The organism is Finegoldia sp. (assembly GCF_046991905.1).
Classification (GTDB): domain Bacteria; phylum Bacillota; class Clostridia; order Tissierellales; family Peptoniphilaceae; genus Finegoldia.
In genome coordinates this window covers 15,148-29,491 of the sequence record NZ_JBKWZF010000012.1, presented here as the reverse complement: position 1 = coordinate 29,491, position 14,344 = coordinate 15,148, and the positions used below count along the sequence as shown (strand labels likewise).

General features: G+C 32.6%; 11 protein-coding genes. 1 reads left to right on the top strand and 10 read right to left on the bottom strand.

Annotation, left to right across the window (positions count from 1 at the left end; genetic code table 11):
* Positions 1–83: 83 nt before the first annotated feature.
* Positions 84–2,036, top strand: coding sequence for a fructose-1,6-bisphosphatase (locus ACLUJM_RS06510; protein WP_294685739.1), 1,953 nt, complete (start codon positions 84–86; stop codon positions 2,034–2,036).
* A 45-nt stretch (positions 2,037–2,081) separates the two neighbouring features.
* On the opposite strand, the gene lepB is transcribed toward ACLUJM_RS06510, so the two are convergent.
* The 10 genes from lepB to ACLUJM_RS06460 form a co-directional block, all read right to left on the bottom strand.
* The gene (gene lepB, locus ACLUJM_RS06505) at positions 2,082–2,609 is read right to left on the bottom strand and encodes a signal peptidase I (RefSeq protein WP_294685740.1); all 528 of its coding nucleotides are present in this window, start codon (positions 2,607–2,609) and stop codon (positions 2,082–2,084) included.
* A 104-nt stretch (positions 2,610–2,713) separates the two neighbouring features.
* Entirely contained in the window at positions 2,714–4,000 is a 1,287-nt protein-coding gene (locus ACLUJM_RS06500) for a dicarboxylate/amino acid:cation symporter (protein WP_412412487.1), read from the bottom strand.
* Between the two features lie 313 nt (positions 4,001–4,313).
* Positions 4,314–6,587, bottom strand: a complete 2,274-nt coding sequence (locus ACLUJM_RS06495) for a xanthine dehydrogenase family protein molybdopterin-binding subunit (protein WP_294685742.1) — start codon at positions 6,585–6,587, stop codon at positions 4,314–4,316.
* Positions 6,574–7,035: a (2Fe-2S)-binding protein gene (locus ACLUJM_RS06490; RefSeq protein WP_294685743.1), complete on the bottom strand. Its 462-nt coding sequence runs from the start codon at positions 7,033–7,035 to the stop codon at positions 6,574–6,576. Before ACLUJM_RS06490 ends, ACLUJM_RS06495 begins: the two co-directional genes overlap by 14 nt.
* Positions 7,035–7,805, bottom strand: a complete 771-nt coding sequence (locus ACLUJM_RS06485) for an FAD binding domain-containing protein (protein WP_412412486.1) — start codon at positions 7,803–7,805, stop codon at positions 7,035–7,037. Before ACLUJM_RS06485 ends, ACLUJM_RS06490 begins: the two co-directional genes overlap by 1 nt.
* Before the next feature lie 116 nt (positions 7,806–7,921).
* Positions 7,922–9,382 (bottom strand): APC family permease, encoded by a 1,461-nt coding sequence (locus tag ACLUJM_RS06480; RefSeq protein ID WP_412412485.1) that lies wholly within the window; start codon positions 9,380–9,382, stop codon positions 7,922–7,924.
* Positions 9,383–9,480: 98 nt separating this feature from the next.
* Positions 9,481–10,692: a peptidase T gene (gene pepT / locus ACLUJM_RS06475; protein ID WP_412412484.1), complete on the bottom strand. Its 1,212-nt coding sequence runs from the start codon at positions 10,690–10,692 to the stop codon at positions 9,481–9,483.
* 9 nt (positions 10,693–10,701) lie between these two features.
* Positions 10,702–11,874 carry an NADP-dependent malic enzyme gene (locus tag ACLUJM_RS06470; RefSeq protein WP_412412483.1) on the bottom strand — a complete coding sequence of 391 codons (1,173 nt, stop codon included), beginning with the start codon at positions 11,872–11,874 and terminating at the stop codon, positions 10,702–10,704.
* A gap of 128 nt (positions 11,875–12,002) precedes the next feature.
* Positions 12,003–13,289, bottom strand: a complete 1,287-nt coding sequence (locus ACLUJM_RS06465) for a 2-hydroxycarboxylate transporter family protein (protein ID WP_002842042.1) — start codon at positions 13,287–13,289, stop codon at positions 12,003–12,005.
* A gap of 63 nt (positions 13,290–13,352) precedes the next feature.
* A complete protein-coding gene (locus ACLUJM_RS06460; RefSeq protein ID WP_412412482.1) occupies positions 13,353–14,270 on the bottom strand; it encodes an AEC family transporter in 918 nt (305 codons plus the stop codon).
* Positions 14,271–14,344: the final 74 nt, after the last annotated feature.

The window sequence follows — 14,344 nt, the reverse complement described above, 5'->3', positions numbered from 1 at the left end:
ATCAAATTTGTAATCATTTTTCAATATGCAAACTATTTCTTTTTTTCTGAGTTCATATATAATAGTATTATGGAGGTAGAAAATTGAACAATTTAAAATACTTGAAATTACTTGCAAAAGAATTTCCTACGATTGAACAAGCAGCCAACAAAATAATCAGTTTGACGTCTCTGTCAGTTTTACCAAAAGGCACAGAGTACTTCTTATCTGATTTGCACGGACAATACGATAGTTTCAACAGAATTATTAAAAGTGCTTCTGGTAATACCAGAATTAAAATTGACCTTGAATTCAAAGACAAATTATCGGAATCAAGGAAAAATCAGTTGGCCAATTTAATTTACGATCCTAAGACAATTATCAATATTACAAAGGAAAACGATGAATTTACAGAAAAATGGATAAGAGATACGATTTTTTATCTTATAAGAATCGCTAAAAGAGTTGCCAGCAAATATTCTAGACAAAAAGTCAGAAATCAAACTCCTTTTTACTACAGAGATTTGATAGATGAAATGCTCAACATTCAATACGAATCGTTGAACAAAAAAGAATATTTCAATCAACTTTTAGATAGCATCATTAAAATAGAGGTTAGTGAAGATTTTATAATAAATTTGTGTGAATTAATCCAAGATTTGAACATTGACTGGCTACACATTGTCGGGGATATTTTCGATAGAGGCAAAAGACCGGACATTATTATGGATACTCTTATTGCTAAAAAAGATGTGGATATTCAATACGGAAACCACGATGTTACATGGATGGGCGCATATCTTGGAAGTTATGTTAATGCTTGTAATGTCGTCAGAAACGCTATAAGCTACAATAACTTTCAGTCTTTGGAAGATGGATATGGAATTAATTTGAGATTATTGTCTACTTTGGCAGATGAATCATACTACGATGACCCTTGTGAACGATTCAAAGTTAGAATACTTGATGACAATAAACATTCAGAAACTGATTTGCTACATGCAGCGAGAATGCACAAGGCTATTTCAATTATTCAATTCAAGTTGGAGAACCAACTTTTTAAAAGAAATCCAGAATTCGAACAATTAGACAGATTATACCTAGAAAGAATTGATTTCAAAAACGGAATTTACAAGGATGCAAATGGCAAGTCACACGCTCTTTTGGATATAAAATTCCCAACGATTAATCCTGACAATCCTCTTGAATTAACACCAAGTGAACAAGAAGTTATCGAATGTATATCCAAATCATTCAGAACAAGTCACAGATTAAAAGAACACATGGACTTTTTGTTCTCATATGGTTCTGTGTACAAAATAGCAAACAGCAATTTGCTTTTCCACGGATGTATTCCTATGAATAAGGACGGAAGTTTTGAAGAATTCACATACCAATCTAATAGTTACAGTGGCAAGTCGCTTTTGGATTTCTTTGAAGGAATTATCAATTCCGCAAAGAACATGAATGATAATGATCCTGACAGACAAACTGCGTTGGACTTTTTCTGGTATATGTGGTGTGGTCCAAAATCACCAATGTTTGGAAAAAGCAAGATATCAACATTTGAAAATTTCTTCATCACTGACAAAGATGTCAGAAAAGAAGTTAGCAATCCTTATTTCAGTTTAAGTAAAATTGAAAAATACGCAGACAAAATATTTGAAGAATTCAATATGAATCCTGAAACTTCACATATAATCAACGGTCACGTTCCTGTAAAAAGTATAAATGGAGAAAAGCCAGTGTCAGCTAACGGCAAAACTTATGTAATAGATGGCGGAATTTCCGAAGCTTATCAAAAGAAAACAGGTATTGCTGGATACACATTGACATTTAACTCCCACCACTTGGCGATAGCAAAACACAAGAATTTCCAAGTGATGGAATCAGTTCATGGAGCATACACTCCAGAGGTTACGATTACAGAAGAATTTCCAAAGAGAATGCTAATAAAAGATACAGATGAAGGCGAAGAAATCTTAGAATTAATCGAAGATTTGGAAAGTTTAATAGAAGCTTACAGAAGTGGAACTATTCAACAAAATTCAAACTAATAGCAATAAAAAAACTAATCTTGGAAAATCCAAGATTAGTTTTTCTTATAATACACCAAATTTATTAAATGGAAAATATCTCAAAAAAGCTCTTCCTACTATGGCTTTTTTGTTTATCGGTCCAAATATTCTGCTATCATTTGATTCTCTAGGAAGTCTATTATCTCCCAGCACAAAATATTCATCCTCTCCTAGTTCCCATTTCGTTTTATCTCCAGAAACAAGAGTTGTTGGACTGCTTGTATAATCTTCATTTAATTGTTCATTGTTAACATAAACTTTATTGTTTTTTAATTCCACGGTATCACCTGGTAATGCTACAATTCTTTTGATGTAGTCTCTGCCAGATTTATCTGGTGCATGAAGTTCTATAATATTACCACGTTTTAATTTGTTCTTAAAAATCCCCATTCTATTTACGAAAATCCTATCTCCGTTTTCTATTGTAGGATTCATGCTATTTCCTTCAACATGAGTTGTACTAATTACAAAATTTCTAAGCAGTAATGCCAATACAATGGCAATTCCTATTACAAATAACCATTCAAAAAAAGATTTTGCTTTTTCTGTCATATTAACGATCCTTTCTAATTTTTACTAATTTGATTATAATACGAATCAGTAAATGTGTAAAGGACGTTAATTAATTATCGTTATTCAAATTTTAGTGTGAAATCTTATGAGTTAAAAACTTCTCTGTCTAATTCACCTTCACTTGCTGCAACAATAACTGCTGAAGAACCTGCTGCTGTAACATTTGTAGCAGTTCTTCCCATATCTGCAAGCATTGAAATCGGACTCATCAATACAACCATTTCTACAGGAAGACCCATTGCTGCAAATACTGCTGTTGTAGTGATTGTTGCTGTTCCAGGAACTCCAACAGTACCTAAAGATACAGCCAATGCTACCAAAATCAACATAACATATTGTCCGAATGAATAGTGAATTCCCATAACATTAATTGTCAAAATAGCTGACAACACCGGCCAGAATCCTGCACAACCTGGCATACCAACAGTTGAACCGGTTGATGCAACAAATGTTGCTATCTTTTCAGAAACACCTAGTTTATTTGTTAAATTTTCAGTATTAGCTGGAATACATCCAACAGAAGATTGTGTTGAGAATGCAATCAATTGAATTGGCCAGAATTTTTTGAAGAATTTTACTGGATTTACTTTTGCAAAAATAGCCAAAAGAGCTCCAGTTGTGATATATGAGTGGAAGATTGATGCAATATAAGTCAATATCAACACAACAATCAACGGCATCATGCTAGCCATATCTGTTCTACTAACAGCGTTCGCCATTAATGCTAATACAGCATATGGAGTGAAGTCTATAATCATTCCTGTAAATCTAAAAATAACTGCTGCAGCTGAGTCGATAAAACTTAAAAATGGTTTTGCCCTTTCTCCTTCTCCTCTTTCTTCCAATTGTAAAATTGCAAGACCCAATAATACCGAGAAAATAATTATAGGAACTACTTTTGCTTCTGCTGCATTTCCCAAGACATTATCTGGGAAGAAATTTACAAAAGTTTCTGCAAAAGTTGGAACTTCCTTAGCTTTCGCATCTGCTGCTAAAGTTAACGAACTTCCTTGTCCAATTTTAAATGCTACCCCTAAAATTAAACCTATAAGTGACCCTAAAACATTGTGTAAACTTAAAATTCCAATTGTTTTTGTTCCTATTTTCTTCATTTTTTCTATACTTTCCAAAGAAACTACAGTACTAACTATTGATGTGAATAATAATGGAATTACTATCGCAAATAATAAATTAGCATAAATTGAACCAAATACTTTTACATATTCTGTGTTTCCTTTAAAAATAAATCCTACTATAATACCTAGAATTGCAGCTACTATTGTTCTTGTACCAAAGTTCATTTTCTTTTTAGCCATGAACATCAATAAAGCAAACAATACTAAAGTAACTGCTAATGCTAAAAATTTCATGTAAACACCCCTTTTAAATTTATAGTTATATATTATAGTATATTGAACACAATTTTCAAATTTAATTTTAACTTTTGTAAATTTTGTTTAATTCACTATGGACATTATTAAGTAATTTTGGAATTTATTACGATTTTTTTTGATAAAATTATCGTACCGCAAAAATACATATCGCTGATACTACTAATGAAAATCGTTTGATATTTTGTGAAAATATTATTAAATTTTTATGATCGAATTATATATATAAATTGTTAAATTTTTTTAATAAATTACAAAGTAAAAATCAGAGGTTATTACCTCTGACTTTAAATTATTCATACATTTTTAATAAAACATCTTCAGCTTTTATTGGAAGAGTATCGAAAGTACATCCTAGAGCATTCAATATAGCTCCGTTAATCGCTGGAGCTGGTGTGTTTGAAACTATTTCTCCAATTGATTTTGCCCCGAATGGTCCTGTTGGCTCATAACTTTCACAAAAATCAATGTGAATATTTCCAATGTCTTTTCTAGTTGGTAGATTATATGAAATAAATGAGTGTTCTTTTAATCTACCCTCATCATCCCACAATGAATCTTCATACAATGCATATCCTATTGATTGACAAATTCCACCTTCAACTTGAACTGTCGCTAATTTTGTGTTCATAACAGTTCCACAGTCAACAACTGCTGCATAATCTTCTACTTTTATTTCTCCTGTTAATTTGTCAATGCTAATCTTTGCAAATCCTGCCATATATGGCGGTGGAGATGTTTTTGAATCAAAGTTTCCAATTCCAATAAGTTGCATACCATTTGGACCTGTGGACAAATCCCTCGCCAAATCTTTAATTGAAATTAATTTCTTATCTTTCAAATAAACTTCTTGATTTCTAATATCAAGCCATTCAACAGAAGTTTCAAATCTCATCGCAACACGTTTTTTGATTTTATTTAATAAGTTTTCACATGCACGAACAACAGCGCTTCCAGTTATATACACTCCACTTGATGCGTAACTGCCTGGATCAAATGGCGTTATATCAGTGTCTGCAATTATTGGAATAATATTGTCCATTCCGCATTGCAACACTTCATTTGCCAAATTCACCATGATTGAATCAGTCCCTTGTCCAACATCTGTAGGACTCATCAACAATGTATAATCACCTTGTTCATTTAATCTAACTTCAACTGTTGAAGTATCAACGTTTTGAATTCCACTTCCTTGTTGTGCAATAGCCATTCCAACTGAAATTATTTTGTCTTTTTCTTCTTTGAAAGGATAATATTTATCCCATTCAATCATTTCTCTTGCCTTTTCGATACATTCATTTAATTTGCAACTTTTGACATCTATTCCGTAAGCCAGAGTTTTTTCTCCTTCACGAACAGTATTTTTAAGTCTTAGTTCAACTGGATCCATATTTAATTCTTTGGCTAATTTGTTTACCATAGATTCTAATGCAAATGTACCTTGAACTGCACCGTAACCACGAAAAGCTCCACCAGGAAGTTTATTTGTATATACAACTTGTCCGAAAAATCTAGCAGCCCTCATTCTACTGTACAATGGAAGTGTTTTGTTTCCAACCAAGTTCAAAGTGGTAAATGCGTGATACCCATAAGCTCCTTGATCGGACAACGCATAAATGTCACACGCTTCAATCGTCCCGTCTTTTTTGGCACCTATTTTAACTTTCACTTTCATTTGGTGACGTGAGTTTGAAGCTTCAAAAGTTTCTTCTCTGTCAAATACAAGTATCGATGGTTTTCCTGTTTTTAAAGTTACAAATCCTGGATAAATTTCTGTGACACTTGTTTGTTTTCCACCGAATCCCCCGCCTACTCTTGGTTTTATAATTCTTATTCTTGAATCACTTATTCCCAAAGCAACGGATAATTGTCTTTTGATATGAAATGGAACTTGCGTTGATGTAATGCAACACAATCTGTCGAATTGATCCATGTAACAATATGACCTATACGTTTCCATCATACAATGTGCCTGCGCTTTTGTTGTAAAAGTATCTTCCAACACGACATCGCACTCTTGCATTACTTTGTCGATATCTTCTCCCCAAGATTCTTTCTTTTCTCCTACGAGATTTCTTTTAGTATCATAGCCGAAAACCTTAGTTGGTCCATTAAAAAATACATTTTCTTCGTGAACTACAATCTCATTGTCAATAGCTTTTGTGTAATCAAGTAACGGTTTTTTTAGATCGTATTTAATCTTGATTCTCTTCATAGCCTGATTACAAATTTTTTCGCTAACACCAACTACAATTGCAACAGGCTCTCTCATGTATCTAATATTTTTGGATAAAATCGACATATCGTAAGGACTTGGTTCTGGATAAGATTGTCCTGCCAAAGTAAATTTATTGTCAAAAACATCCTCATAAGTGTACACTGCAACAATTCCATCCATTGCTTCAGCTTTTGATTTATCTATTTCTAAGATTTCACATCTCGCGTAAGGACTTCTCATTAACTTTATAATAAGTGCATCAGGATCTTTTAAATCATCTGTGTAAACAGGTTTTCCGGTAACTAATGAATTTGAATCTATTTTTTTGAAATTCTTATTTATCTTCATCTTCAATCTCCAAATATTTCTTAATAGCTCTCATTTGAGAAGCATAGCCTGTACATCTGCATAAATTCCCCATCAAATAATCTTCGATTTCTTCATCTGTAGGATTTTTGATTGTTTTCTTCAAACTTAAAACATTCATGATAAATCCCGGTGAACAAAAACCACATTGTTCTCCGCCTTCTTCAGTCAAAAGTTCTCCGAATTTTCTTTGACTTTCAGATATTCCTTCTAGTGTAGTAATCTTTTTACCTTCACATCTTAGTGCCAAAACAGAACATGAAAGCACTGGAACATCATCCAACCACACAGTGCAAAGTCCACAATTAGATGTCGTACAACCGCATTTTACGGATTTATATCCCAAATCGCGAAGAACGCTATATAATGTAGTATCACAATCAACACTAGCTATATGATTTTTATTATTAACATTTAATTCAATAATCATTAAAACTCACCTAACGCTTTTTCTAATAATCCTACAAATAAAAGCTTTCTGTATTTTTTCTTAGCTTTATTGTTAGAACCAATATATTCATCTATTAATTCCAATGTCTTCTCTCTGTCAAATCCATTAGCATTAATCTCATGAGAAACATCTCTCATAATCATAGCTTTTTGTGGCCTTGCCCCAAACACTACCTTGTATTCTCCGTCGATTTTACTAACACTTACAATAGCAATCGGAAAATCCTTACAGCAAAGTCTTTGTACGATTTGAGTGCAGTGAATGTCTTTGTTTGGAATTATTATTTCTACCAAAATATCTTTTTTTATATCAGAATTAATAAATTCTTCAATACTCATCACACCATTATCATACAATTTTACTCTTGCATCTAATAATAACAATACTGGAAGAAAATCAGAAAAAGCATATCTTGAAAACACACTTGCCCCAACTTGTGCAGTATTTCTAAGTTGGGTTGACACAATTCTCTTCAAAGCCTTTGGAATAATACCATCGCAAAAACTTTGCAAAAAATCATTGTATTCCAAATCTCTGTATGTAGTAGTTGCTCCGATTTTTATTTCATCATCTTCAACTTTTATGTAATTTAAATCTAATTTTGACAAATCAATCCCAACATTGTACGCACGACAGCCAGCTTTAAGAAAATGACATCCACCCAAAATTTCATTCATTTTTGATTTCATCAACAGCTCATAAGCTTCATCCAATGTTTCTGGACTTTTGTAATCTCTTAATGTAAACATAACCACTCCTTGATTTTAATCAGTCTATATTATATCACAAAAATAGCCGGCCATTTTAGTTGACCGACTATTGTGTAGTTATTAATTTTTTTAAAGTAAAAAGTCTTTGTTTATTTTTAAATATTTTTTGCTTGTTCTTTCTTAGCAATTGATGGTAATATTAGACCCAATCCCAATAAAACAACTGGAGTCAAAATGTTTAATATCAATTTGAAATTCCATTGACTTGTGAATGGTTCTCCTTCTTTTGGAATCATTCCTAAAATACAAGCAAAAGCTGTGAATAAGAAACACCATCCAGCGATAATTTTACCGAATGATTTTGACTTTGTGAACCTGTATTCCACACCTTGTTTTTCATACAAGTAGTGCTTTAATGCAAAATATGCTGTAAATACCCACAAATAACGCATTGGCATTACTATGGAGTTCAAATCCAACAACCAATTGTACAATTCATTTGAGTTTCCTATTCCCAAAGCTGGAATAACAATCAAAATACTAACCAAAATTGTTGTTAGTTTGTATCCACCAACTGGAACTTTTTTGTCGTTGATTTTTCTCAAGAAGTTTGGAACGTATTTTGCGTCTGCTTCACTCAACAAAAGTTTAAGTGGTGCATCAATACTCATAACCAAAGCTGCCGCTTGTCCGGCAAAGTTTGTCAAAGCGTAAATGATTACAAGAGTCGAACCGATTCCGTAATATTGTCCTAATTTTTCAAATGCATAATAAGCACCATTCATTTTAAGGTCGTTTGCAACATTTGTTGTATCAAACATCATACCCATAGCAACTGAACCCAAAATTGCAGATACTGTTACCATTAAAGCCATAATAATCATAGCTTTTGGGAAATTTTTGCCTGCATCTTGTGTATCATTTACATAAGGTGAGATTTTTTCACAACCACCTACGGCAAATACCAACATAGAAATAGTTGTCAAATAGTGCAAATTAAAGTTAGGTAAGTAAGTTTTAATACTTAACATATTTGGAGATGCAACTTCTACTCCTCTTAATGCTGGAGCTGCTAACATTAATAAAATAAATAAAATACCCATTACGAAACTAGCAGTACCTGCGATTGAACCCAAAACTTTTATAGATTTAATACCATTTGCTGCTAAAAGCACAAATAACAAAAATATTATAAGTACCAAAGATTGCAAAACAATTGGATTTAAAGATTTTACTATTTTAGGATTTCTAAAAATCGCCCACGCACCTGCTACCATAAGGTTTTGTGGTTTTTGTGCCAAGTAAGGAATGTGTACTACCCAATAAGTCCAACCTGACAAATAAGCAAGTAATGGTCCCATTGTTTGTTTTATCCAGTAACTAAGTCCTGATTGACCTTCCTTGAATGTAGAACCAAGTTCTCCAACCATTAAAGAATACGGAATAAAATATAAAGCCATTATAAATATCCAACTTGTAATAACTGCTAAACCTTGGTTTGCATAGTTATTAACAACATTACCAAATCCCCATACGACTGTGAATCCCATCCAAATCAAATTCGTAACCGTAAGAGATTTTTTCTTTTGTTCATCAATTAAAACATCGTTTTTCATAATTTCCCTCCTAATTAGAATTATAGCAAAATTTTATTATATTGGGAATATTTGTCAATAAAAATAGCCTCTAGACTTGCTAAAGGCTACTGTAAAAATTATTTTGAATAATTTTCTATAATTTTTAAAACCATTTCCGAAGCTTTTTTCATTTGATCTACAGATAATAGTTCGTGCTTTCCGTGGAAGGCATATCCACCAGTGAAAAGGTTCGGACATGGTAGTCCTTTGTAAGATAATTGTGCTCCATCAGTACCACCTCTTATTGGTTGAACCAATGGTTTAATTCCTACATCTTCCATTGATTTGTAAGCCAAGTCCACAATTTCCATTACAGGTTCTATTTTTTCTTTCATATTGTAGTAGCTATCTTTCATGTTCAATTCGATAGCATTGTTGTATTTCACATTCAAAAATTCAACCAATTTTTCCAAATAAGCTTTCTTTTCTTCAAATTTTTTCTTATCGTGATCTCTTATTATGAATTTCATTACTGTGTTTTCAACAGTTCCTTCAAATGATGTCAACAAATAAAAACCTTCGTAATGTTCTGTGTGTTCTGGTCTTTGTGCTACTGGAAGTTCATTGAACAATTCCATAGCGATTAATTGCGAATTAATCATTGTGTTTTTTGCACTACCAGGGTGAACATTTTTACCATGAATAGTTATAGTTGCACCTGCTGCATTGAAGTTTTCGTATTCCAATTCTCCAATTGGACCACCATCTAATGTATACGCAAAGTCTGCTCCGAATTTTTCTACATCGAACAAATCAGCTCCTCTGCCTATTTCTTCATCAGGAGTAAATCCAATTTTAATTGTTGGATGTTTAATATCTTTGTTTTCACATAATTTATTCACAACATCCATTATAATTGCAATACCAGATTTATCGTCAGCACCCAAAAGTGTAGTTCCATCTGTGTGAATTAAAGTTTGACCTTCCAAATCTTTTAAGAAAGGAAAATCTTCAACAGTTGTTGTAACCGTATCTGATAATTTGATATCTCCACCTTTGTATTCTAAGATTTGTGGATTTACATTTTCTCCAGACATATCTGGAGCAGTATCCATATGAGAAATAAATCCGATGGATTTTGATTCTCTATCCAAATTAGACTCTAATGATGCATACACATATCCGTGTTCGTCCATATGTGCATTATCAATTCCCATTTCTTTTAATTGTTTTACTAATAAATTTCCCAAATCTTTTTGTCTGGCTGTTGATGGACAAGTTTCACTTGATTCATCGCTTGTCGTATATATTTTTGCATATTCAATAAATCTATCAACTATATCTATCATAAATTTCTCCTATTTAATAACTTTCTTTTCTTCCCAAGATTTTTTAACTGCGTTTGCAACATTTCTTGCAACATCTTTGTTAAATGCTTCTGGTAAAATTCTATCTTCTACTGGTCGTTCAACCATGTGAGCAATTGCATACGCTGCTGATAATTTCATATCGTCAGTAATTCTGTCTGCTTTTGCATCCAATGCTCCTCTGAATATTCCAGGAAATACCAATACATTGTTAACTTGGTTAGGATAATCACTTCTACCTGTTCCAACAACTCTTGCACCTGCTTCTTTTGCTTCGTCAGGATAGATTTCTGGAACTGGGTTAGCCATCGCTAAAACAATAGAATCGTGGTTCATTGAAGATACCATTTCTTTTGTTAAAATTCCAGGAGCAGAAACACCGATGAAAATATCTGCATTTTCCATAGCAGTTTTCAAATCTCCTTTAACTTTATTAGGGTTAGTAGTTCTAGCGATTTCTCTTCTAGCTTCGTCAAGTTTTTCATCATCAGGATCGATAATTCCACGGCTGTTTAAGATTAAGTTGTTCTTAGCACCTGCTAATGTTAACAAGTTAGAAATTGCAATACCAGCTGCCCCTGCACCACTGATTACGATTTTGACATCAGAAATATCTTTCTTAACAATTCTCAACGCATTGATAACTGCAGATAATACAATAACAGCAGTACCGTGTTGGTCATCGTGGAATACTGGAATATCCAATTCTTCGATTAATCTTTTTTCAATTTCAAAACATCTTGGAGCTGCAATATCTTCAAGATTAATTCCACCAAATGAAGGAGAAATCGCTTTAACAGTTCTGATAATTTCTTCAGTGTCTTGTGTGTTTAAGCAAATTGGGAACGCATCTACATTACCGAATTCTTTAAATAAAACTGATTTACCTTCCATAACAGGCATACCAGCGATTCCACCAATATTTCCCAAACCTAAAACTGCAGAACCATCAGTTACTACAGCAACCATATTTCCTTTATTTGTGTATTTATATGCTAATTCATTATCTTCGTGAATTTTCTTACAAGGCTCAGCAACACCTGGAGTGTAAGCCAACGCCAAATCCATAGCGTCATTAACTTTAACTTTAGATACTACTTCTAATTTCCCTTGATTTTTTTCGTGAAGTTCAAGAGCTTTTTGTTTAATTTCTTCAATATTCATATTTTCACCTCATAAATTTCCTATAATTTTCAACAGATTGTTGAATTATATTATTACAATATAATTTTAACACTAAAACCTAACTATTCCAACAAAAAAGAGGTATTATTTAAAATACCTCAATTAAATTAGAAAAATATTGGAACTAAAATAGATGCCAACAAAATTATTAACGCTCCTCCCAAACGAGAAGATATTTGTGCAAATGGCATAAGTTCCATTCTATCTGCAGCTGTAAGAACTGCAACATCGCCAGTACCACCCATGTTAGCCATGCATAATCCTGCAGTAATAGCTGTTTCTATTGGATAGAATCCTACGAAATATCCTACGATACCAGCGCCAATAATTGCTCCCAATACAACAGCGATAACTAATACAACGTAAGTTGGTGTGAACGCTTCAAAAATTTGTCCCAAATTAGTGTAAGCCATACCAATACCAAGCATCAATGCTGCTGTGAAGTTTTTCGCTACGAAATTGTACCAACCTTCGGCAATATGTTCGATTTTTTCTGGAACAATTCCTGCTGCTTTAACTATAACTACAGAAATAATCATCCATGCATAAGAGTGGATTTTGATGCCGATTTTTTCAAATAAAAATGCTAAGATAGCACCAAATGTGAAAAATGCTGTTGCAATTACAATACCAGCGCCATAATCTTTAACATCATTTAAAATAATGTTTTCTTTCTTTTCTGCTTTCAAACTATCGTCATCACTTCTAACTAATTGACCATTACCAGTTAAACTTGGTTTTGATTTTCCTAATCTGTTCAATAAACCACCTGCAACAATCGCCATAGCATTACCCAAAGCAACCGCTGGAACAAGTTTACTCAAAATAGTTTCTGAAGGAATATTCAATGCTGATTCGAAAACTTTTGAAATAGGTACAGCGCCTGCTCCCATTCCTCCACCCATAATTGGGATACCAATATAAGCGATTGATTCACCTACACTCTTTCCGAACAACAACCCTACAACTCCTACTAAAAGTAATGCCATAAACACAGAACCCAAAATACATGGTAAATATCTAATTGCTGCTTTGATAAGCAATTTTCTATTCATACCAAGAATTGAACCTGTAATTAAAGCTGCGATATAGAAATCAAGGAATCCTCCCTTAGTCATAAATGTATTTATACTTTTGATAGAATCAGCTGGTAACCATTTATAATAAGTTATAGCCGCACCAACAAATATAGATACGATAGCTCCACCACCCAAATACGTTTTAATAATTGGTGTGTGATTTCCGATTAGGTTTAATAATTCCCCAAATACAATCAAAAACAAAAATGCTCCAACCATGCCATTTGGTAGAACATCAAATATAAATGATAAAACGATTATTACTAATGCGATTATAAAATACGGTAATTTTAAACCTGCAATCTTTTTATCCATATATTACCTCCTTATTTAGTTTTTACATCTTATATTATCTCATTTAAAAAAACAAAAAGCAATCTAAATCAGCTTAATTAAAAGTAATAAAGTGAATAGATACAAAATTGTAGTACTCACAACATAATACCCTGCCAATGAATCATCTTGACGATATCTTTTAGCAAAAACATAAGTATTAACAGCCGTAGGAGCACCAAATAAAATCAACGCAACAACCTTTTGAATTTCAGACAAGCCGAAAATTTTTCCAATAAATAATCCTGTCAACGGAAGAACCAAAAGCTTCACCACAGATACCTTTAAAATTGATTTAATTTCCTTGAAATCAATTCTAAAATTCAAACCATACCCCATAGTCACCAAAGCCAAAGTTCCCGCAATATCCCCCAAACTTTTAAGAGAAGTTTCCAAGAAAAATATGTTAATTTTAGTTACATACAAGAAAATTCCAACGAAAAGTCCAATCATCAACGGAGTCTTGAATACATTAATCAATAAAGTTTTGTTAGAATTATTCTCTCCAACAAGACTTTCGTACATGCTCACCGTATAAAAATTATAGAAAAACTGACTAATACCAGTGATAGCTCCAGCCATCACAATTCCCTTATCTCCGAATAAAACACTCAAAATAGGAAACGACATTATTATAAAATTGCCCCTACTCATTCCATTAGCTTCCAAAACAGCGAAAGACTTATCTTCGTTAGTGATTTTTGAAAAATAAAATGTCAGAAAAATGTGAAACAAAAACATAACATTCAAGTACACAAAATATTTCAAGCTCAAATCATTTCCAAACTCCACATTATAAAAACTCATCATAATTTTAACTGGAAAAAGTACATTAAAAATCAGCTTGTTAAGTCCAGTCATCGTATTTTCATCTACTATCTTGAATTTTCTAAGCAAAAACCCAACAAAAATCAAACAGAATAAATTGATAATCGTCAGATACAACTGCGTATAATTTACCAAAAAACCACCTTTTTCACATAAAAATATAGGTAAATGAAACCACTTACCTATACAACAATACTATTTATTTGTCA

Bases quoted from the DNA above. Each gene is read 5' to 3' on its own strand.
- ACLUJM_RS06470 (WP_412412483.1), bottom strand. From the start codon at position 11,874: ATGAATATTGAAGAAATTAAACAAAAAGCTCTTGAACTTCACGAAAAA.
- ACLUJM_RS06465 (WP_002842042.1), bottom strand. From the start codon at position 13,289: ATGGATAAAAAGATTGCAGGTTTAAAATTACCGTATTTTATAATCGCA.
- ACLUJM_RS06485 (WP_412412486.1), bottom strand. From the start codon at position 7,805: ATGTTTACATTAAGAGATTACAAAAGTCCAGAAACATTGGATGAAGCT.
- ACLUJM_RS06500 (WP_412412487.1), bottom strand. From the start codon at position 4,000: ATGAAATTTTTAGCATTAGCAGTTACTTTAGTATTGTTTGCTTTATTG.
- ACLUJM_RS06480 (WP_412412485.1), bottom strand. From the start codon at position 9,382: ATGAAAAACGATGTTTTAATTGATGAACAAAAGAAAAAATCTCTTACG.
- lepB (WP_294685740.1), bottom strand. From the start codon at position 2,609: ATGACAGAAAAAGCAAAATCTTTTTTTGAATGGTTATTTGTAATAGGA.
- ACLUJM_RS06495 (WP_294685742.1), bottom strand. From the start codon at position 6,587: ATGAAGATAAATAAGAATTTCAAAAAAATAGATTCAAATTCATTAGTT.
- pepT (WP_412412484.1), bottom strand. From the start codon at position 10,692: ATGATAGATATAGTTGATAGATTTATTGAATATGCAAAAATATATACG.
- ACLUJM_RS06490 (WP_294685743.1), bottom strand. From the start codon at position 7,035: ATGATTATTGAATTAAATGTTAATAATAAAAATCATATAGCTAGTGTT.